This is a genomic window from candidate division KSB1 bacterium (assembly GCA_024655945.1).
Taxonomy (GTDB): Bacteria; Zhuqueibacterota; Zhuqueibacteria; order JANLFK01; family Oleimicrobiaceae; genus Oleimicrobium.
Genome location: JANLFK010000003.1, coordinates 319,363 through 340,915 on the forward strand (window position 1 = coordinate 319,363; position 21,553 = coordinate 340,915).

Sequence of the window (21,553 nt, forward strand, 5' to 3'; positions counted from 1 at the left end):
TGGCACGGGGCGTTTATGGTCGCTGGTGCGTGTCCAGACTGCAAGGCTGCCCCAAAGAGGGAGCAGTTGCCGGCGGAGCAGGATGGGACCTGCCCCGCGCCGGCGCGAGATCGATCGGCGCACTGGCGGCGAGGCACGGATGTTCCTTCGGCTTAGCGACCCCGGCGGCACCACCTCGCAGACGCCTGCCGTCCTTTTCCCCTGGTCTGCGCTGAACAACAAACGTCTCCGTGGCTCGAGTGGGTTGTGTCCGCGCGCAATCCACCCCTGGTGCCTTCCGGTCTCGTGCTCATGTTGGCCCCTTGCGCGGAAGCCGCCGAATTACGAATCCGCAACTGCTTCGTCTCTGTCTCCACCAGTTTTGTAACACGTCCCTTTCCAACGCCCTCCCTGGTGCTCTTGTAAGTCTTTGATTCCACGACCCCTGCTGGCGCCTCAGTTTGCTGGCACGAAGCTTGTGGGCAGCCGTGTGGGGTTATATTCCATGGAAGGATTGGTGGAGGGTCAAGACATGAGAGCAAAAGCTAGGGGCATTGCCAGAGGAGCCCTTTTTGTGTGGGGGCTCACCCTTGTGGGCAGGCTGGCAGCGGAGTCGATCACCGTGCGCTGGAACCCGAACACCGACGCAGACCTCGCCGGGTACAAGGTGTACTATGGCACCACCTCAGGGCGCTACTCCGAAGTGATAGATGTCAACCTCACCACCGTTGCAGTCGTTGACGGGCTGCAGCCGGCCACGCGCTACTACTTTGTGGTCACCGCTTACGACTCGGCAGGCAACGAGAGCGAGCCATCTGAGGAAGTTTACGCCACTACGCTGGACCAGACACCGCCCACGCTCGTCTCGGCGACAGTTAGGACTGCGACTGAGCTACTGGTTGCCTTCTCAGAGCCGGTAGCCACACCTTCGGCCGAACAGCTCAGCAACTACAGCATTGATGGCGGCGTGACAGTCACGAGGGCCACCCTCACCGCTGACCCAAAGGTCGTCCTTCTCACCACTTCTCCACATACAAACGGGCGCAGCTACACACTCACGGTGAGCGGGGTAGCCGATCGTGCAGCGCCTGCCAACGTGATACGGCCCAACAGCACGCTCCAGTACCGATGCGAATACCAGGACATTACGCCGCCACAGCTTGTAGCCGCCACGCTCTTGGACGCCACCACGCTGGAGGTCCAGTTCAGCGAGCCGGTGGACAGCACCGCGGCCGGGAACATCGCCAACTATGCCATCAACAATGGCATCCGCATTTCTGCCGTGGCACTGAACGCCACAGGAGAGACGGTGACCCTGCACACATCTCCCCATAGCGGGGGCGTGGTCTATGTCCTGACGGTGAACAACATCATCGATCGGGCCCCCGCGCCGAATTTCATCGCTCCTAATTCGACTGTGTTCTACACCTATGACCCTGGTGACACGCAGGGTCCGCGCATCCTCACGCTGACCCTGCCAGAAGCCACGCAGGTCCTCGTCAAGTTTGACGAACCACTGGAGCCGACTTCTGCCCAGGCGCCGGCGAACTATGCCATCAGCAATGGGGTGGTCGTGCTCTCCGCTGCGCTGGATTCTACCGGCTGCACAGTTAGCCTGACCACCACGCAGCACAGCCCCGGCATCCCCTACGTACTGACGGTCAACAATGTGACAGACCGTGCCAGACAGCCGAACCCTATAAGCCCGAATAGCTCTTACGGCTACCTCTTCGATCCGGGGGATATTGAGCCCCCCAGGCTTCTGGCCGCTTCTTTGCTGGACGCCACGCACCTGCTCATCAGTTTCAACGAGCCGGTGCAACAGCTCAGCGCCGAGCTGCCGTACAACTATGCCAGCAACAACGGCATCGGTGTGCGCTCCGCACTGCTCCTTGCAGATGGGAGGACGGTGCTCCTGGAAACCTCCCCGCACGTGTCCACGGCCACCTACATCGTCACGGTCAACAACGTGGCAGATCGGGCCTCGCCGCCCAATGTCATTGCCGCCAACAGTTCTATCACATACGTGTACGCCCCGCAGGACCTCACCGGTCCCACCATTGTCATGGTGACGGTCCTCAGTGCGACCCAATTGGAGGTCTCTTTCAGCGAACGCGTGGACAGCGCCAGCGCGGAGGAGGCGGGCAACTACACCATTAGCAACGGCGTCACCGTGCTGGCGGCGCGCCGTACTGCCTCCGGGCATGCGGTGCGTCTGACCACCACCCCGCACGCCACCAACCAGATCTACATCCTCATGGTTAGCAACGTCGCTGACGTGGCCAATCCCCCGAACGCCATCTTGCCCAACAGTCCCTATTCGTACCTCGTGCAGCCCATGGACGACGTGCCGCCCGTGCTGGTATCGGTCACCGTGGTGGACGAGAGAACGCTGGACGTTCGCTTCAGCGAGGAAGTACAAAGAGAGTCGGCCGAGCGCACAGGTAACTACATCATCAACGATGGCGTCACCGTAGAGCGGGCACAACTTGACAACTCGGCACGGGTTGTGCGCCTCACCACGTCGCCCCATGAGTTCGGCAAGGTCTACTTGCTGTCCGTGAGCAACGTGACCGACTGCGCAACGCCGCCGAACGCCATCGCGCCGAATTCACCGTATGCGTATGCGCTCTCGCCCGGTGACCGTACTCCACCCACCTTGGCGGGGGCGCGACTGCTGGATGCGACCACGCTGGAACTCACTTTCAACAAGCCGGTGGAGCAGAGCTCGGCTGAAACGGTGAGCAACTACCAGATCGATAACGGTGTGCAGGTGCGCAGCGCTACGCTTGACACCAGTGGCCGGGTCGTACGTCTCGAGACGACCCTTCACCAGGTCGGGCGGGTACACGTCCTCTTGGTGAGCAACGTGCGCGACCGGGCAGTGCCGCCGAACGTCATTGCGCCCAACAGCCCGTTCACCTACGTCTATCGCCCTCCCGATGAGACGCCGCCTACGCTGGTCTTGGTGCGGGCAGTCAGCCTGACGCAGATAGAGGTGCTCTTCAGCGAGCCGGTGGCCCGCAGGGAAGCGGAAAACCCCTCAAGCTACCGGATCAACAACGGCACCCAGGTGACGGCGGCAGAACTGGACGTCTCTGGCCAGTTGGTGCGCCTCACGACCACCGCACACACGCCGAACCGGCTGTATGTCCTCGTCGTCAACGGCATCTCCGATCTTGCCGTGCCTCCGAACACCATTGCCCAGAATTCCTCCTACTCGTACACCTATGAACCGCCCGCAGTGGTGGCGCCGACCATTTCTTCTGCGCGTCTGCTGGACAGCCAGACGCTGGAGGTGACGTTCACTAAGCAGGTTGACCAGACACAGGCTGAAAAGGTCGAAAACTACTCCATCAGCAACGGCGTGACCGTGTACAGCGCCATGCTCCAGGGCTTGGGCAATGTGGTTCGTCTGCGCACTTCGCCACATGTGCCCAACACCCTGTACATCCTGCTTGTCAACGGCATCAAGGACCGGGAAGTGGTGCCGACCACCATCGCCCCCAATACGCCGTGCCTGTACACCTATCATCCCGACGACCAGGAGGCGCCCTTCATCGTGGCGGTGCGCGTGGTCGACGCCTCCCGGCTGGACGTGGAATTCAGCGAGGCGCTGGAGCCAGGGTCAGCACAAACTGCGAGCAATTACACCATCAACAACGGCGTGCAAGTGCTGGGCGCAGTGCTCTCCGCAGACGGGCGAGTGGTGCACCTGACCACCTCGCCGCATGTGCCGGACCGCATCTACATCCTGCTCCTGCGCGGGATCGCCGACAGGGCGCCTTATCCTAACGTCATTGCGCCCAACACCTCCTACACTTACACCTACACTCCCCCCGACCGGAGTGGGCCCACCATCCGCCTGGTCACCGTCCGGACCGCAACAGAGCTCAATGTGCTCTTTAGCGAGCCTGTGGAGCACACGGGCGCGGAAACCGTGAGCAACTACGTCATCAGCCACGGTGTACAGGTGCTGGCTGCCCAGCTTGACAGCTCATCGACCACCGTCACTCTGACCACCACGCCGCATGCGCCCTCTGTGGTGCACATCCTCATGGTGAGCAACATCACCGATGTGTCTCCGGCAAAGAACGCCATTGTGGCTAACAGTCCCTACTCGTACGTCTTCACCCCTGCCGATCAGACGGAGCCCACCATTGTCAAGGTGACGCCACTTGATCGGTCGCACCTGGAGGTGCAGTTCAGCGAAGCGGTCGAGCGCTCTTCCGCCGAAGAGGTGGGCAATTACCAGGTCACCGGCCTTGCGGTGCAGAGCGCTGTGCTCGATCCCAGCGGAGTGACGGTGCATCTGACCACCACGGCGTGTGTGCCGGGACAAGTTTACATCCTGTTGGTGAGCAACATCACCGACCGGGCCGTCCCGCCAAATCGCATCCATCAGAACAGTCCCTATGCCTTCACCTTCCGGCCAGCGGATACGACGCCACCCACCATCACCGCCGTGCAGGCGGCCGATGCCAATTCGCTGCAAGTCTTCTTCAGCAAACCTCTCGAGCGAAACTCGGCGACGACCACGGCCAACTACACGATCAGCAGCGGCGTAACGGTCCTCGGGGCCAGCCTGGACCCCTCGGGTGCGCTCGTTCACCTGAGCACTACCACTCACCAGCCGGGCCTTGTGTACGTGCTCATGGTGAGCAACGTGGCCGATACCTGTCGCCCAGCCAATGTGATCTCCCCGAATAGTTCCTATGCGTACACCTATCACCAGGAAGACAGAACGGCACCCACCATCGTCATGGCCTCGCCGCGCGATGCCACTCACGTGAGCGTGGTGTTCAGCGAACCGGTCGACGAGCTGACCGCAGTGCAGACGAGCAACTATCGGTTGAACAACGGCATGAATGTGCTCGGCGCGACCCTGGAAAGCGCCACCACGGTACTGCTCACCACGACGCAGCACGAGCCGGGCAAGATCTACATCCTCATGGTAAGTGACGTGCGGGATCGAGCGCCGGTGCCGAACCCCATCGCCGGTAACACCCCCTACTCCTACGTGTTCACGCCGGTGGACTTGACTGCGCCAGTGATTACCGCGGTCGATGTGCGGGACGACACCCACCTGGATGTGTCCTTCAGCAAAGAGCTGGAACGGCAATCTGCGGAAACTGCCGGGAACTATCGCATCAGCGGAGGTGTACAGGTCACAGCCGCCACCTTGGATGCGGCGGGACGAACGGTGCGTCTGGTAACCTCGGCGCACACGCCGGGCAAGCTCTACATCCTGATGGTCAGCAACGTGCGCGACAGGGCCGCAGTGCCCAATCAGATCGCGGCGAACAGTCCGTATCTCTACACCTACGACCCGTTGGAGCGCAGGACGCTTGCCGTGGCGCTGGTGGAAGTGGTGGAGGAGACTCTCCTAAGAGTGACCTTCACCACCCAGGTCGATCCGGTCACCGCCAGCGACCACCGCAACTACACCGTGGACAACGGCATCCTGGTGATTCGGGCAGAACCTTCGCCAGATGGCCTCAGTGTATTGCTGGTGACCACGCCGCATGCCCCTGGGCGCGCATACACTCTCACGGTGTCGAACGTCAAGGATAGAGCTGCGGTACCGCAAGCCATCAGGCCGTTCACGACCTTTTCCTACTCCTACATGCCGGCGCTGACAGTGGCCATCCTCAGCACCATCGAGTGCGAAAAGTCTTTTGTCGGCCTGGGCAAGGAGTACTATGTGGACCGTCACTACTTCATAACCTCCTTCCCGGCCGAGATGGACGGCGCCCTTATGCTCAAGCTGGCAAACGGAGACAAAGGACGCACCGAATCGGAGTTCCTGCGCTTCGAGGTGGATCGTGACGTGGAAGTCTCGGTAGCCTATGATAGCAGGGCTACCACTTTCCCCAGCTGGCTGACCAAGCACTTCACCAAGACCAACCAGTACATTGGCGTCACCGACGGCGCCAAGCGACTTGACCTGTGGGTGCAACGCTTTAAGAAGGGGGTCATTGCCCTTGGCGCGAACATGGCCGCCGGGGCAGTGGAGCCACGCAGCATGTACTTGGTCATCGTGCAGTCGGCGGCCAGCTCCGGAGGCGACAGAGGCGGCAGCGGCCACGAGGCAGAGGGTGCAGACGACTTTGACTCGGGCGGCGTGCCGCGGCAATATGCCTTGCGGCAAAACTTTCCCAATCCGTTCAACCCGGATACTGAGATCCGCTACCAGCTTCCGCAAGCGGCCAAGGTGAAGGTGGTCGTCTACAACGTGCTGGGGCGAAGGGTCAAGACCCTGTTCGAGGGGGAGCGCGAGCCAGGGTACTATCGCGCTTACTGGAATGCGGTGGACGAGGAGGGCTTTCCCGTGGCGACCGGCCTCTACCTGTGTCGCATCGAATGCCGCAACCAAAAGGAACGGAATGGCGTGATGGTAGAGATGGTGGACTTTGAAGCAACCATTAAGTTGATGTACATGAAGTAGCCCCGTCGTCCCTTTACCCGCACCAGCCGAGGCCAGGAGGGTATGCAGCCCTTCTGGCCTTTGGCTTCCCGGGTGGGCCTCGCCGACCGTTGCGCATCCTGCCTGGCACGCTTTCGCCAGTCGGCTGTCGTTCTCTTCCACCGGCCGCCAGTAAGGGGAGAGTGACCGACCTTGCCAGCGCCCTGCCGGCGTGCGAACCAGGCGGCCAACAAGAGGCGACTGGCGTGCCTAAGGAGTGGTTCCTTAGCTGAGGCCGCCACGGCACGTCTCAAAAAAATGCGTTGACTGACTGACCATATTTCTGTATATTACCCCGGCCTGGGAAAGGACTCCTCTGACCGTGCTCCACGCGTCTGCCTGCGACATGGCACCGCCAGGCACTCCAAATTGCAGCCAAAGCAAGAATGAGAACCTTTACCGCCCTCATTGCTCTCGTTTGCACAGTGTCGCTGGGGGCCGCGCAGCAGGCGCCTGCACCGGCTGCCTTGCCTGCGGGCTACCCCTATGAGGAACTGCTCCGCAGCTTGCGCACCACGCCGCAAGCTGAGGCCTCCCCCTCTTTGCCTGGCGGGCAAGAACTGAGCCTGTTTGGGCATGACTTTTTCCGGGTGCCGCGCGAACTGGCCACCACCGCCGTCCGCCTGCCCGAGCATTATGCATTGGGTCCTGGCGACCGCCTCGGGATATTCCTCACGGGCAAGATCCAGAAGGAACTGGAGGTCACGGTCAACCTGGAAGGGAAGATCTACGTCCCCCCTGCCGGCGTGCTCACCGTGCAGGGGATGACCATGCGCGACCTTCAGCAGCAGCTGCAGAAGGTCATGGCGCACTATTTCCAGAACTTTACTCTGCAGGTGATGCTTATCGCGCCGAAACCGGTGCAGGTGACGGTGGTGGGCGAAGTCCAGCAACCCGGCCGCTTCACCCTCACCGCCTTGAACACGGTCTTTGACGCCTTGTGCACCGCAGGGGGGCCGAGTCCGCGGGGCTCCTTGCGCGCGATCAATCTCTACCGCGGCGACTCCCTATTTGCCGTGGTGGACCTCTACGGCCTGCTCACTAATCGGGACCCCGCCCAAGACCTGCTCTTGTTGGGTGGCGACCGCCTCTACGTGCCGATCGCAACCGCGCTCGTGGCCGTCGTCGGCGAAGTCAAGCGACCAGCGGCCTACGAACTGCGCCCAGACCTCAGAGAGACACTGGCGGACATCGTCGAAATAGCTGGGGGTCTCACGGACTACGCCCTTCGCAGCCGCGTGGAGGTGAGTCGGCTGCTACCCAACGGTGAACGCATCCTCCACTTTGTGAACCTGGACAGCACGGCGCAGGTGCGCGCCCTATGCCTGCGCAACAATGACCGCGTGCGCGTCTTCTCAAAGCAGGATCTCCTCCACGACCGGGTGGTCACCATTTCCGGTGCGGTCACGCGCCCCGGGCAGTACTTGCTCGAAGACAACATGCACTTGAGCGACCTCATCCTCAAGGCCGGCAATGTGACGCGGAGCGCCGATCTCCTGGAGGCCGAGGTCGCCAAGATCGACCCTAAGCAGCCACCGACGTACATCAAGGTCAACTTGCGCAGACTGCTCCTCGAGGGCGACACCTCGCAAGACCTCCTGCTGGAGGAAGACGACCATGTCTTTGTCCGCGAGATCCCCAAGTGGCTGGTGGGCCCCACAGTGGAGGTGCACGGTGAGGTCCTGTACCCAGGAGTCTACGCCATCGTCAAGGACAGCACCACCCTCGGCGAGATCATGGCCAAGTGCGGTGGCTTTACCGACGAAGCACTCATCCGTGAGGCAAGGCTCATCCGCAGGAGCGCCCCCTCGCTGGTGGACAAGGAGTACGAACGCCTGAAGACTATGACCCGCGACCAGATGAGCGACTTGGAGTACGACTATCTGGTCATGAAGGAAAACTCGCGCGACATCGGGCGGGTGGTCGTCGATTTCTACAAGCTGGTCGTCCAGCACGATGCGCGGGAAGACGTGCTGCTGGAGGACGGCGACATCATCGAAGTTCCCAAGGCACCGGTGGTGGTGGGCGTCACCGGCCGGGTAGCCAGGCCTGGCGGGGTGGTACATGTGCCCGGCGCAAAGGTGAGCTACTACGTCAAGCGCGCCGGCGGCTTTGCGTGGGATGCCAACAAGCGCAAGACCAAGGTCATCAAGGTGACCGGCGAAGTGGTGGACGACGAAGATGTCAAGCAGTTGGTGCCAGGGGACATCATCTACGTACCGAGGCGCAGGCCACGGGACTACTGGGCGCTGTTCCGCGACCTCATGCTTGTCGCCTCGCAGATTGCCACGGTGGCTTTGGTCATCGACAACGTGGTGAATCGTCGATGAATGCGGGACGCACACAGTCTCCGCCCCCTGCGGGCCGGCAACTGGATGTTGTCGGGCTGATCGGCAGAATAGTGGCCAAACGCTGGCTCATCGTGCGCAACGCCGTCGTCGCTTACGTCGCGGTGGGCGCATTGAGCTTCTTGATGCCCCGCCGCTACACGGCAGTGACTACCTTGTTGCCCCCGGCGGAGTTACAGCAAAGCGCCCTGCAGGGAATGTTGGCCGAGCTCCCTTCTGTGCCGCTGAGCCTTCCCAAAGCGACCACGCCGGCGGCCCTATTCGTTGAGATACTCAAGAGCCGCTCGGTGCGGGAGATGGTGCTCCTGCGCACCTTTGCCACAAAGAAGCGCCAGGCGCCTCTCCAGAAACTGCTGCACGCCAAGTCACTGGAAGGCGGTCTGGCTCGGCTGCAAAGGTGCACCACGGTATACCCTTCTGAACAGGGAGTGATCACCATCAAGGTGGAGATGTCGGAGCCGCAGCTTGCCGCGGACGTGGCCAACGCCATGGTCGAGGCATTGGACCGCGTCAACCGCGAGAAGAGCGTCTCGCGCGCAAAGAACTCGCGCGTGTACATCGAGCAGCAGCTTGCCTTGACGGAACAGAAGTTGCAGGAGGCCAGCCAGGCCCTGGCTGAGTTTCAACAGACCCACAAGGCCATCTCCTTGGAGGAACAGACCAAGGCGGCTATCGAGGGCGCCGGCGACCTGAAGGGGCGCATCATCGCCAAGCAGGTGGAGCTGGGCACGCTCCGCCTGACCATGCGCCCGGATAACCCCCAGGTGGTCATGGCACAGCGCGAGTTGGACGAGATGCAGGCGCGCTACAATGCACTGCAGTTCGGCGAAGACTCGGCAAGCGCGCACAACGACGAGGTCTACATCCCCATTGCCCAGCTTCCCGAGGTGGCGCGCCAGCTCGCCGCTTTGATCCGCGAGGTGAAGGTCCAGGAGACCGTCTGGGAGCTCCTGAACCAGCAGTACTATCAGGCCAAGATTCAGGAGGCGCGTGATACGCCCACCGTCCAACAGCTGGACCGGGCGGTGCCGCCAGAGCGCCCCAGCAAACCAAGGCGCCTGCTGCTCATGGTTGTCGCTGGGCTAGTGGCTGGCGTGTTGTCCATGCTGTGGGTCACCGTGGCGCCGCTGGTCTCCTTCGCACCTGGGGACAGGGAGCGATTCCGCGACATGGGCAAAGAGCTCGCCGGCGACTGGCAATTGGCCAGAGAAAGGATTGTCAGGCTCGTTCAGGTGCTGCGACACAGACGAGGACACAAGCGTCGCGTTGCCAGGCGCGCCCGCAAATGAAAGGACGCCCATCAGTGAAAGTCATCTCGATCGTCGGCGCGCGCCCCCAGTTCATCAAGGCCGCGCTTCTTTGTAAGCTGCTGCGGCAGAAACACCAGGAGGTGCTGGTGCACACGGGCCAGCACTATGACGAAAACATGTCCGAGGTGTTTTTCCGCGAAATGGAAATCCCAGAGCCGGAGTACAACCTCGAGGTAGGCTCTGGGCCGCACGGCGAACAAACTGCAGAGATGCTCGTGCGCATCGAGCGTGTGCTGATGGCCGAGAAGCCCGACGTGGTGCTGGTTTATGGCGACACCAATTCCACCCTCGCCGGCGCGCTCGCCGCAGCAAAGTTGTGCATTCCGGTGGCCCACGTTGAGGCAGGACTGCGCAGCTACAATCGCACGATGCCCGAGGAGATCAATCGCGTCTTGGCCGACCGAGCCTCTGAGCTGCTCTTCTGCCCGACACGGGCCGCTGTGGAAAACCTGCGGCGCGAGGGAATTACGGCCGGCGTGTACTTGGTCGGAGACGTCATGTACGACGCCGCCCTGCATTTTGGGCAAATGGCCGCGCAACGTTCCACCGTGCTCGAACAGCTGCAATTGCGCCCGCTGGGCTACCTCTTGGCCACGGTCCACCGCGCCCACAGCACCGACGATGCCGACCACCTGCGGAGCATCCTCACGGCATTTGCCAGCGTATCCGAGCGCATCGTCTTCCCCATCCATCCCCGCACACGCCGCTTTATCAAGGAACACGGCCTGGAGCAGCTCCTCCACGGGGCCGCCAACGTGCTGAGCACAGAGCCCGTCAGCTACCTGGACATGCTGCAATTGGAGCGGAACGCGCGCGCCATCCTCACCGACTCTGGGGGCGTGCAGAAGGAGGCCTATGTCTTCGGCGTGCCGTGCATCACCATGCGGGCGGAAACCGAGTGGCTGGAGACCGTAGCGGACGGCTGGAATTGCCTGGTGGGTACCGACACCCAGGCCATCGTCGCTGCTATCCGGTCATTTGCCCCCCATGGGCCGCGCAACAACCATTACGGCGACGGCACCGCTTGTCAACGCATCGTTACCGTGCTGGAGCAGTTCCATGCGCAGCGGTGCAAGGCCTGATCTGCACCAGGCGACTGTCTCAGGCAAGCGAGGGAGGCGAAGGGTAACCCTCGCGCTCGCGGCTTTTTCTGCTATCGTCTGCTTCGCGTGGCCAGCCCCGGCGCAGACGGTCTACGTGCCACTCCAGCACTGGGCGTACGAGTTCCTGGAACGCATGGAGACTAAGGGCATGCTACCTGGCCTCCTGGGCAATTCGCGACCTTTCACCAGGATGGAGGTAGCTCACGCTTTGGCCGCCTTAGGCAAACAGAGGAGCACCCACCGCTTGACCAGTGTTGAGGCAGAAGCCTTGGATTTTCTGCAGCGTGAGTTTGCCGAGGAACTGGGCCGACTTGGTTCTGAGGTCCCCGCTGCCCCGACGCGCCTGAACAAGCTCGTGCACAGCCGCTGGCTTGATCCTCTCCTTGCCGATGTTCTTTACGCAAATGGAAGGAACTTTCTGACCATCAGCAGTCCGCCGTTTCAGCTCTTTTGGGACCCCATTTTCGTGCGCCGACGCCTGTTTGCCAGGGCGGACTCCCTTGCTCGCCAGGAACGTGTGTTCGAAGACACCAACGGCTTCACGGTCTGGGGGACAGTGGGCAGATACTTAGGCTTTTCGGTGGATGTGCGCGACTCCCGCCAGTGGGGCACAAGGACATATCCTGCGGCCGGCACCAATTACACGCTGGAGGGATTGGGCTTTGTGCGCAGCGCCGGCACGTCTGCCGATCATGACGAGACGCGCGCCTCGCTGGTCTTCACCTGGTCGTTTCTCACCGTGCAATACGGCAAGGACAGCAACCGCTGGGGGCCAGGACGGCGCGGGCAACTTGGCCTCTCTGACCATCCGACCTCCTACGACCTGCTGAAGATCCAGCTGGCCGGCACGCACCTCAAGTTGACCAGCATGATGGCCTGGCTGCAGCACTACTCGCCCACATTCTTCCACGGTGGACATCAGGAGAAGGGACTGGCGGCCCATCGTCTGGAGTTCTCCTTGGGCAAAGGGGTGGACATTGCCGTGTACGAGACGGTCGTCTTTGCCGGTAGGCGTCTGGAGCCGGCCTACCTCAATCCCGTGATGTTCTTTCGCTCAGCGGAACACTACTTGGGCGACCGGGACAACGCCACCATGGGAGCAGACCTGGAACTCAAGGTCATCCCCAAGACAAGGCTCTACGGCGAGTTGTTCATCGATGACCTGAGCACCGGCAAGCTGGGCACCGGGTTTTATGGCAACAAGACGGCGTTTCTGGTCGGGGCACAGCTGGTGGACCCGTGCGGCTTGTCGGACGTTGATCTGCGCGTCGAATACGCGCGTGTCCGGCCGTTCACCTATTCCCACGCCCGGGACGTGACCAGCTATGTGCACTATGCCACCTGTCTTGGCCACTGGATTGGCCCCAATGCCGATGACCTCTACGCGGAGGCAAGCTACCGCCCCACTTTTTGGTGGGAGTTGCGCGTCTGGGGCGAACTGCACCGCCATGGGGCGAACCCGGCTGACCAGAACGTCGGCGGCGACCTGCGTGTCCCGCACGAGTACCCACGCGACCCAGAGTACGTGCCCTTTCTGGCCGGAGTACGTGGTCAGACAACTGCCACAGGCGTAGCTGCCAGCTACCAGCTCGTGCGCAACGCCTTTGTGTCGGTGGGTTATCGCCACTTCTGGGCCAGCGCCCAACGGCCAGGTGGCGGGCCTGGCAAGCGGGGCGAGTGGGACATCGTTCTGAGCCTGAACCCGTGAAGGCCCACGCGCAGAGGCAGGATGCCCCGGAGTGGGGATGGCTTCCTGCGGTGCATTCCCTATACGGCGACATTTTGCTCTCCACAGGTGGGCGCACAGGAGCCGCAGCACTGACTTTTGCAAAGACCGTGCTTCTGGTGAGGCTGCTGCAGCCTGCAGTATACGGCGGCATTGCGGTGCTTCTCTCTTGGGGCTCCATCGCCTCGGCGCTCGCTGAGCTCGGGTGTGGGGCGGCGTTCCTCGTGTTCGAAAGTGGTGCCAGCAGGGACGAACAGCACGCGCGCTTCTGGAGCTTTGTGCGCGGGAGAGTCGCGGTGAGTCTGGTGCTTGCGTCCATCTGGCTGGCCACCACAGCGGTGGGCCTGATGCCGCGCTCTGGCGTGGGCGGCGCCGCGCTTCTCTTTGGCTTAGGGCAGAACATCTGCCATGCGCCTGAGTTTCTTTTCCAGGCAAAGAGGCGATTCGGCTCCTACTCGCGCTTTCTAATAGCAGTGGCGCTTTTGCAGCTGCTGTGGACGGCCGCCGCGCTCGGCGTCTACCAGCGGTGGCAGCTCAGCCAACAATCGTTTTGGGCTCTGCTCGCCATGGCACCCTGGTTTGCCGCGCTGGTTACTCTGACGCCCCTGGCGCTCCCGGAGCGCTCCTTGCTCCATCCGCAGCCGACCGCCGACTGGGCCTACTTGAAGAGGATGGTGGCCTTTGGCAAGTGGGTGGCCTTGGGGGGGCTGCTCATGTACCTTTACCAAAGGTGGGCGGTGATTGCCCTGGCCCGTGGTGGAAGCGCTGAGGCGGCCGGGGCATACGACGTCGCAGTTACCTGCGCGCAGGTGGTGAACTTGGTAACTCTGTCGGCAGTGAGCGCGCTCTCGCCGCGCTTCGCCTCCAGCCACGACCCCACGCTGGTGCGGCGTGGCCTGCTGCGCCTGTTCACGCGCGGCGGCCCAGTGGTGGCGGGTGCGCTGGCGGTCTACTACGTGGTGCGCGGCCCAGTCATCAGCATGGTCTTTGGCGCGTCCTACAGCAACAGCACCGTAGCCCTGGATGCTCTGATGCCGAGTTTTCTGCTGACGCTCTTGACGGAGCCGATGGTCGCCTACGCGACCTTTGGCCTGAAGGCACCTCAGGTGGTCTTCTGGGCAGCGTTGTTCCGCACCGCGGCCTTAATGTTCGGAGCTAGTGCCGCAGTGCATTATCACGGCGTTGCCGGGTTAGCCATCCTGCAGTCGGCATTACGCATCGGCGAGCACCTGTTCATCACCCTTTTCGCCCTGTACCGACGGAGGTCATATCAGTGAGAGTCACCTTCGTGCTACCCTTTACGAGTCTTACAGGCGGGGTAAAAATCGTGCTGGAACATGCCAACTGGTTTGTTGACCACGGCCACCAGGTGACGATCGTCTATCCCCTGCTCCCGTACCGCTTTGGCGAGGGAGTGGCCAGCTGGCGTGCTACCTGGGAGCAGCTGCGCGGCCTGGCGGCGAACCTGGCCAAACGCAACCGCATCAAGTGGTTTCCCTCGCGGGCCACATTGCGCGGCGTGCCGGCAATCAAAGACAGGTTCCTGCCCGACGCCGACGCGGTGATTGCCACCGCCTGGCCGACTGCCTACTCGGTGGCGGCCCTTGCCGCCAGCAAGGGTGAAAAGTTTTACTTCGTTCAGCACTATGAGGCCTGGCGCGGACCCAAGAAGCTTGTGGACGAGTCCTATCGTCTGCCGCTGAAAGTGGTCGTGGTCTCCACTTGGTTAGAGCGCCTCATGCGCGAGCAATTTGGCGCAACCGTGGTCGGAAAGGTCATCAACGGCGTTGATCCCGCGGTCTTTTACAATGATAACAAGCGCTTCAATGAACCGCGGCGGGTGCTTCTGCCTTACAGCCGCCCGCCCTGGAAGGGCACGGCCGACGGCCTGGCGGCGGTAGCGCTCGCCCGGCGCACGCACCCGGAGCTGCAGTTGGTCATGTACGGCCTCGAGCGCGGCCCAGATATCCCAAAGGACGCCGAGTTCCACCTTCGCCCCATGGGCGAACGCCTGCGCCAACTCTACTGCTCGTGCGACATCTTCCTCTTCCCTAGCCGGACCGAGGGTTTCGGTCTGCCGCCATTGGAAGCCATGGCCTGCAAGTGTGCGGTCGTGGCCACCCGCGTGGGTGGCATCCCGGACTATACGGTCGAGGGAGAGACGGTGCTCACGGCACCGCCTGGAGACGTGGAGGGGTTGGCCGGCCACCTGGTCCGCCTCCTGGAGGACCCGCCGCTTCTGGAGAAACTCTCCTTGGCTTCGTGCAATTACCTTGCGCAATTCTCCCAAGAGCAGTCCTCGGCGCGGCTGGCCCGTACCTTACAGTCTAATCTCCCTGCCGCACGGAGGGGCCGCCCATGATTCTGCGCCTGGCCGGCACGTATGTCCATTTGCTGGAGCTCCCTCTGCTCCTCTTTCTTGCCGGGGCAGCTACCTTTCGGCTTGCCAGGACTGGGCTCCGGCTCCAGGTCACAGACCTCGGTGCGCCCCTGTTGCTCTTTTCGTCTCTCGTGCTCTATCTGTGTGCCATAGCCCTTTCCGCCTGGAATGCGTTGGACGTGAGTTTGGTCCTCAAGTCGGGCCTCAAGTGGACCGAGGTGGTGGTGCTCGTTGCCCTCGTCTTCCTGTACGTGCAGAGCCAAAAGGATTTTGCCCTCATCTATTGGGTCCTCGCTCTCTCGGGAATCTTGGCGATTATTCGAGTCGCAGCGCTGGTCATCGCAGGCCGGATCCCCCTTTTCGGCTATCGCGTCTTCCCCGGGCCGGAGGCGCTTTTCTCGCTCGCGCTGGTTCTGCCGTTTGTCCGCCGGGAAAAGGCCTGGAGCGTGGCGATCGGCGGGGTGTGCCTGCTCTCCGCCGTTCTCTCGATGTCGCGAATCGTGTGGGTTGCTCTCCCTCTCCTCCTCTTTCTTGCTCACCGCTATCGCCTGGTGGCGCCACGGCATTTTGCCTACTTGCTGGCGGGAACGATGGCCATTTTGCTCTTCATGGTGGTGGCGGAAAAAAACGTCCTCCTCTATCGTTGGTCTGAGCTTTTCGCACCCCGGCATGTCTCAAACGTCGAGCGTATGCTTCTTCTCAAGACTGCCCTCGCCTTCTTCGTGCGCCATCCGCTGCTGGGCATCGGCTCTTTGAATTTCCCACGCGCGCTGCTCGAGCAGGGGCACCTCCTTGCGCTTTCTGCGCCGGATCCGAACGTGCTGGAGCCGCACAACGCCTTTCTGCAGGTGCTGGCAGAGGAGGGGGCGCTCGGTTTCGCCTTCTTCACGTTGTCCCTGGTCGCCGTGATCGTTTTACTGCGTTCCAGCTCGCGCGCCAGCGGGGTCAGCCGCCCCTATCGGGTTGGACTGGCCGTGTTCTGGCTCACCATGGCTGTGTACCTCCTCTTCGGCTTCATTTCGGCGCAGTTCCGTTTCTTTCTGGGCCTAGGTTACGGCCTCGCTGTTGCCTCCGCGAAGGTCTTGCCAGAAGGGCCAGGCACACCCGGGGAGGCTCAGCATGGCTGAACCGGTAGCGGCATCGGTCATCGTCGTCAGCTGGAACACGAAAGAACTCACCCTTCGTTGCGTCGAGTCCGTTTTCGCGAAGAACCGGCAGGCGAGACTCGAGGTCATCGTGGTGGACAATGGCTCTGCAGATGGCACCACGGCTGCGCTGCGCAGCACTTACCCGCAGGTGCGGGTGGTCGCCAACCGCGAGAACTTGGGCTTTGCCCGCGCGGTGAACCAGGGCCTTGCGGCCGCTAAGGGAGCCATGCTGGTGGTGATGAATGCCGACGCAGTTATGCTTTCCGAAGAGCCGGTCCTTCGCATCCAGTCCTTCTTGCGCGCTCAGCCACGCGTGGGCATTGTCGGCGCCACCCTGGTCGCGCCTGACGGCAAGGTCCTCGCACGAGGGCGGCATTTTCAGAATGTGGCGAACCTCGCCAAGATGCACCTCATGTTCGCCTCAGCGCCGGTCCTTGGTGGCCGCAAGGGGATGGCCAACAACAAGCCGCTCTGGGTCGACTATGTAGACGGTGCCTTTCTGGCCGTGCGCAGGGAGGTAGTGGCAGAAGTCGGCCCAATGGACGAAGCATATTTCCTGTACGGGGAGGACATGGAGTGGTGCCTCCGTGCGCGCAGGGCGGGCTGGCAGGTAGTCGTGCTGCCCGACCTGGTCGTGCGGCACCATCAGGGCAGCAGCGCCACGCAGCACTTGGCACGCGCCCTCTGCCACAACGCCGTGAACGTCAGCCATTTCGTGGGCCAGATGTATGGCTGGCAGCAGGCACGCGTCGCCTGGCGCATCTTGCTCCTCGGCATGCTCTTGCGCATCCCCATCGCCCTTGTCCGCCGCTCTGGTCTGGCTGCTCATTACTGGCAGGCTCTGCGCAGTTGCCTGCTGCTTTCGCGCGACCTCGGCGACCTGCTCAGGGACCCTTGGCCTCAGGCTCTCTGGACTGCAGAGAAGGCCTTGCGGCCCGCTTGCCCCGGGAGTGAGCAATGAGACGGGTGGGCATTAACGCCATTGTGCTCAATCAATGGAGCGGAGGCCTGGGCGTGTACCTGCGCCATCTCATCGACTATCTTCTGCGCGAAGAGGTGCCGTTTCAGCCCGTGGTCTTCACTGCGTCGGACTTTGCGCCGCCCCCTGCCTGGCAGCAAGCCGGGGCCATCGTGCGCACTCCGGTCAAGTCGTTCCGGCCCATCATGCGCATTGCCAAAGAGGCGCTGTTCTGGAAGAGGCTGCTTGCCCGGCACAAAATCGACCTCCTCCACTCGCCCATTTCGTATGTGCCACTTGGCGTGACCGTGCCGACGGCGGTGACCATCCACGACCTGCGCTGGTTCCACCTGCCTCGCGCCTGCGGGCCGGTGCGCCATTGGTACCTGCGCGCCATGATCCGGCGCAGCGCTATGCGCGCCTGCCATATCTTCACCGTCTCGGAATTCAGCAAGCGGGACATAGTGCAAGTCTTAGGGATCCCGGAGGCGCGGGTGTCGGCCATCCCCGAAGGGTTTGACCCTACGCCGTTCAGTCGCCCCCAGGCCGCCGCCAGATGGGACACCGTGCAGCAGCGCTACGGCCTGTCCGAACGCTACATCCTCTCGGTGGGCCATCTGGAACCGCATAAGAACTTTGTCCGGCTCATAGAGGCCTTTCGGCGCCTTGTCGACCAGGAACACCAGGAGTTGCGCCTGGTAATCGTCGGCAAGAAGAGCTGGGGTACAGCCGAGGTCTACCGTGCAGTGGAAGAGCTCGACCTTGGCAGCCGCGTGGTCATCGCAGGCTTTGTAGCGGACCAGGACCTGCCGGCAGTGTACCAGCACGCGCAGCTCTTTGTGGCGCCCTCCCTGTTCGAGGGGTTCGGCTTTACGCCGTTGGAGAGCATGGCAGCAGGAGTGCCGGTTGCGGCAGCACGCGCCACTTCCCTGCCGGAGATTGTGGGCGACGCAGCTATTCTTTTTGATCCCTATGATGTGGCCGAGATGGCGCAGGCCATGGCACGGCTGCTCCACGACCAGGAGCTGCGGCGCACCTTGGTGGCGGGGGGGTACCAGAACCTTCGCCGCTTCGACTGGCGCACCTGCTGCGTGCGCACTGCCGATGAGCTGGCCCGCCTTGTGCACAGCGTGCCGGAGGTACGTCCTTGCAGATGAGAAAGAGAATACGCATCTGCCACCTACAGCTCTTGCCCCTCATGACCGGCGTGCAACGCGCCATGCTCGAGGTGCTGAAGCGCCTGGACCCCCAGCGTTTTGAAGTCTGGGTCCTGTGCAAGTCCGCCGGGGAGCTAACGGAAGAGCTGGACAAACTGGGCGCCAATGTACTTCTGGTGCCAACTCTGGTGCGCCAGATTCACCCGCTCAACGACCTGCACGCCTTGGTCACGATGATGCGCCTTTTCAAGCGCCACGGCTTCCGCATCGCCCACACGCACTCCTCCAAGACTGGCGCATTGGGGAGGTTGGCCGCGCGCTTGGCAGGAGTAGATGTCGTCTTCCACACCGTGCACGGCCTGCCGTTCCATGAGTTCTCCGGTAAGCGCGAGCGGGTCTGGTACGGCCTTGTCGAGAGGCTCGCCGGCCTGTGCACCGACAAGGTCATCTTCGTCAACCACGAGGAGAGGGAGCTTGCCATCCGCTCGCGGCTGATCCCTGCCTCTCGCGCAGTGACCGTGTACAACGGCGTCGACCACGCGCTGGTGGCGAGTGCGAATACCACCGATGCCCGCGCTTCCTTTCGACGCGCCTGGGGCATCCCACAGGATGCCTTCGTGGTCGCCTATGTTGGCCGGCTCTGGGAGCAAAAGGACCCCGTGACCTTAGCGGCGGTCATTGAGCGCTGCATAGAGCTCCCCGTGCACTTTCTCGTCGTGGGCGATGGCCCCTTCTACGCCTGGCTGGCGACGCGCTTCCACGGCCGACGCCAGGTGACCATGACCGGCTGGCTTCGTGACCCCATGGCCATGTACCCGGCCATCGACGTGCTCCTGCTTCCTTCCCTGTGGGAAGGCCTGTCCATGACCCTGATCGAAGCCATGGCCTTTGGCAAGCCGTTAGTTGCCAGTAACATCAAAGGCAATCGCGAGTGTGTACGCGACGGCTTCAACGGCTTCCTGTGCACGCCGCGGGCGCCGGAGGAGTCTATCCAGGCAATCGAGAGACTGCGCAAGGACAGGGGCTTGTATCGGACGATGAGCCGCAATTGTGTGGCAGTGAGCAAAGAGCTCTTCGACATCGAGGTGAACGCCCGTGCCGTTACTCGGCTCTACGACGAGGTCTGGGAGCATATTTCGGGCAGGCGACGCCCAGGGCGGGCACAGGATTCGCTTCAGACCGACGTCCCAAGGCCGAGCAACCGCGCAGCAGGCCGCCTCCCCTCGCGGGAAAGGCGGAGCCCGGAATGTGGCCACGACCCCAGGACTTCGCAGGATTGGCCGCTGGGCCTAGGCGACCTCAGGCTTGGCAATCCCTTGGGCGTGGAGGGGGAGAAGGAGTCTCGACGTGCGCATCGCCAAGGCCCCGACAACGTGGCAAGGTAGTTGCAGATGTGCTGGGCTGCGCGCGTGCGCACAGAAGCCGGGTGCATTTTGTATCAACCTGAACCATCTACTGGGCGGATATCGTCCGCTGTCGATCCCATGGAGTAGGTAGAGCGAGGAAGCGCCCTCATGACGCCTTGGATAGGCTTAGCCGGCTGTTCGCTGCTCATTGCGTTGAGTGCCACACCGTTGTGTCGGCGGCTGGCGATCCGCCTTGGCATCCTGGCCCGCCACAACCACAGGACCATTCACTCCGGCAGAATCTCCAAGCTGGGAGGCGCGGCCCTTTTTGTAGCCGTGGTGGTCCCGGCGCTCGTTTTGGCCTTGGCGCCAGGGCTGTGGACAAGAGAGCTCACCGGTGTGCTGCTGGCGAGCACAGTGCTCTTCCTGGTGGGCGCCGTTGATGATGTGCGCGGTCTGGGCTGCAACTTGAAGCTCCTTTTGCAGTCCTCAGGCGCTTTGCTGCTGGTGGCATTCGGCTTCAAGATCGAAACCTTGGTGCTGCCAGGCATAGGCAGCCTTTCCCTCGGCTGGGCCAGTCTCCCGTTCACCCTGCTGTGGATTGTGGGCATTACCAACGCCATCAACCTCATCGATGGCCTGGACGGCCTAGCTGTGGGCGTGGCCTTGTCCGCCATCGCCTTAGCGGGCGGCCTGGCCTTCGCCCATGGCGAATGGACGGTGGTGACTGTGGCCGCGCTGCTAATTGCGTCGCTGCTGGGCTTTTTGCCCTACAACCTCCACCCGGCCTCCATTTTCATGGGGGATTCGGGGAGCCTGTTCTTGGGACTACTGGTTGCTTGGATCACCGCGGCAGGCGCACGCATCGGGCCCGGAAAGGTGATGATCCTCCTTCCTCTCCTCTCCCTGGCCCTGCCGGTGACGGATACATTGTGGGCCATCATCAGGCGGGTGCGGCGTGGCATTCACCCTTTTGTTGCTGACCGCGAGCACATTCACCACCGCTTGCTCAATGCAGGCCTGTCGCACGGCACTGCCTCCCTTCTCCTGTCGGCGGGCAGCTTAGCGCTGGCGGTGGCGGCGTTGCTGCTGGCAGGCAGGTGGGAATCGTCGCTTCCTCCCCTCCTTTCCTCCTGCCTTGCTCCCTGAAGAAGTGCTTCCCCGTTGCGTCCCACCAGCCTCTGACCGGGGTGGTCGGGGCGTTCGCACTATGCGACGCCCCGCGTGTGCTTCCTGGCCCATGCCTTTTCCTGCTACCGCGGCGAGACGAAGTAACTGCCTGGTGGATGTGCGTGGAGCTGTTCTGGGAAGGACAATCAAAGAACTGGCCCCCAGCACAGAGAGACAAACAGGGCTGTCACGATTTTGCACATTTAGCGTGCCTGTACGCGCGCCTTGGTTGACCTCTCCAGCAATTGCAAACTTTTGACATAGCCAGGCAAGACCTTCCCAGTGGTGTCGTGGTCGGGCTGGTGGAGGAGTTGGGCGGGGGTGAGGGCAGGTCTTGCCTCATGGGGCAGTCCGTAGTGGGGGCGGTGGAGGTGAGAGAACAGCAGGTAGCTGGCGGTCTTGTCCACCAGCTCGCGCTCGCAGGTGATGGGCTCGGTCTTGTAGAGTTCCTGCTCGATGCGG

The 21,553-nt window shown here is 62.5% G+C and carries 13 protein-coding genes; 12 read left to right on the plus strand and 1 reads right to left on the minus strand.

The genetic code is table 11. From position 1 onward, the window contains the following. Positions 1–511: 511 nt before the first annotated feature. From NUW13_06385 to NUW13_06440, 12 genes are all read left to right on the plus strand, one after another. A complete protein-coding gene (locus NUW13_06385) occupies positions 512–6,427 on the plus strand; it encodes a fibronectin type III domain-containing protein (protein ID MCR4438657.1) in 5,916 nt (1,971 codons plus the stop codon). A gap of 404 nt (positions 6,428–6,831) precedes the next feature. Next, positions 6,832–8,775 carry an SLBB domain-containing protein gene (locus tag NUW13_06390; protein ID MCR4438658.1) on the plus strand — a complete coding sequence of 648 codons (1,944 nt, stop codon included), beginning with the start codon at positions 6,832–6,834 and terminating at the stop codon, positions 8,773–8,775. After that, entirely contained in the window at positions 8,772–10,082 is a 1,311-nt protein-coding gene (locus tag NUW13_06395; GenBank protein MCR4438659.1) for a Wzz/FepE/Etk N-terminal domain-containing protein, read from the plus strand. Before NUW13_06390 ends, NUW13_06395 begins: the two co-directional genes overlap by 4 nt. Beyond that, entirely contained in the window at positions 10,079–11,185 is a 1,107-nt protein-coding gene (wecB, locus tag NUW13_06400) for a UDP-N-acetylglucosamine 2-epimerase (non-hydrolyzing) (protein MCR4438660.1), read from the plus strand. Before NUW13_06395 ends, wecB begins: the two co-directional genes overlap by 4 nt. Beyond that, positions 11,163–12,914: a capsule assembly Wzi family protein gene (locus NUW13_06405; protein ID MCR4438661.1), complete on the plus strand. Its 1,752-nt coding sequence runs from the start codon at positions 11,163–11,165 to the stop codon at positions 12,912–12,914. Before wecB ends, NUW13_06405 begins: the two co-directional genes overlap by 23 nt. Continuing rightward, a complete protein-coding gene (locus tag NUW13_06410; GenBank protein ID MCR4438662.1) occupies positions 12,911–14,209 on the plus strand; it encodes an oligosaccharide flippase family protein in 1,299 nt (432 codons plus the stop codon). The genes NUW13_06405 and NUW13_06410 overlap by 4 nt, the downstream gene beginning before the upstream one ends. Further along, on the plus strand, positions 14,206–15,294 hold the full coding sequence (locus NUW13_06415; protein MCR4438663.1) for a glycosyltransferase family 4 protein: 1,089 nt from the start codon (positions 14,206–14,208) through the stop codon (positions 15,292–15,294). The genes NUW13_06410 and NUW13_06415 overlap by 4 nt, the downstream gene beginning before the upstream one ends. Next, the gene (locus tag NUW13_06420) at positions 15,291–16,439 is read left to right on the plus strand and encodes an O-antigen ligase family protein (GenBank protein MCR4438664.1); all 1,149 of its coding nucleotides are present in this window, start codon (positions 15,291–15,293) and stop codon (positions 16,437–16,439) included. Before NUW13_06415 ends, NUW13_06420 begins: the two co-directional genes overlap by 4 nt. Then, positions 16,432–17,421: a glycosyltransferase family 2 protein gene (locus tag NUW13_06425; GenBank protein ID MCR4438665.1), complete on the plus strand. Its 990-nt coding sequence runs from the start codon at positions 16,432–16,434 to the stop codon at positions 17,419–17,421. The genes NUW13_06420 and NUW13_06425 overlap by 8 nt, the downstream gene beginning before the upstream one ends. Next, entirely contained in the window at positions 17,418–18,575 is a 1,158-nt protein-coding gene (locus tag NUW13_06430) for a glycosyltransferase family 4 protein (protein MCR4438666.1), read from the plus strand. The genes NUW13_06425 and NUW13_06430 overlap by 4 nt, the downstream gene beginning before the upstream one ends. Beyond that, positions 18,572–19,960: a glycosyltransferase family 4 protein gene (locus NUW13_06435; protein ID MCR4438667.1), complete on the plus strand. Its 1,389-nt coding sequence runs from the start codon at positions 18,572–18,574 to the stop codon at positions 19,958–19,960. Before NUW13_06430 ends, NUW13_06435 begins: the two co-directional genes overlap by 4 nt. A 129-nt stretch (positions 19,961–20,089) precedes the next feature. After that, entirely contained in the window at positions 20,090–21,070 is a 981-nt protein-coding gene (locus NUW13_06440) for an undecaprenyl/decaprenyl-phosphate alpha-N-acetylglucosaminyl 1-phosphate transferase (protein MCR4438668.1), read from the plus strand. Between the two features lie 224 nt (positions 21,071–21,294). On the opposite strand, the gene NUW13_06445 is transcribed toward NUW13_06440, so the two are convergent. Next, positions 21,295–21,553, minus strand: a 259-nt coding sequence (locus NUW13_06445) for a hypothetical protein (protein MCR4438669.1), incomplete at its 5' end; no start/stop codon positions are given.

Excerpts from the sequence above, each read along its gene's own strand:
- NUW13_06440 (MCR4438668.1), top strand. The coding sequence starts at position 20,090 with ATGACGCCTTGGATAGGCTTAGCCGGCTGTTCGCTGCTCATTGCGTTG.
- NUW13_06395 (MCR4438659.1), top strand. The coding sequence starts at position 8,772 with ATGAATGCGGGACGCACACAGTCTCCGCCCCCTGCGGGCCGGCAACTG.
- NUW13_06405 (MCR4438661.1), top strand. The coding sequence starts at position 11,163 with ATGCGCAGCGGTGCAAGGCCTGATCTGCACCAGGCGACTGTCTCAGGC.
- wecB (MCR4438660.1), top strand. The coding sequence starts at position 10,079 with ATGAAAGGACGCCCATCAGTGAAAGTCATCTCGATCGTCGGCGCGCGC.
- NUW13_06430 (MCR4438666.1), top strand. The coding sequence starts at position 17,418 with ATGAGACGGGTGGGCATTAACGCCATTGTGCTCAATCAATGGAGCGGA.
- NUW13_06420 (MCR4438664.1), top strand. The coding sequence starts at position 15,291 with ATGATTCTGCGCCTGGCCGGCACGTATGTCCATTTGCTGGAGCTCCCT.
- NUW13_06435 (MCR4438667.1), top strand. The coding sequence starts at position 18,572 with ATGAGAAAGAGAATACGCATCTGCCACCTACAGCTCTTGCCCCTCATG.
- NUW13_06385 (MCR4438657.1), top strand. The coding sequence starts at position 512 with ATGAGAGCAAAAGCTAGGGGCATTGCCAGAGGAGCCCTTTTTGTGTGG.
- NUW13_06425 (MCR4438665.1), top strand. The coding sequence starts at position 16,432 with ATGGCTGAACCGGTAGCGGCATCGGTCATCGTCGTCAGCTGGAACACG.
- NUW13_06390 (MCR4438658.1), top strand. The coding sequence starts at position 6,832 with ATGAGAACCTTTACCGCCCTCATTGCTCTCGTTTGCACAGTGTCGCTG.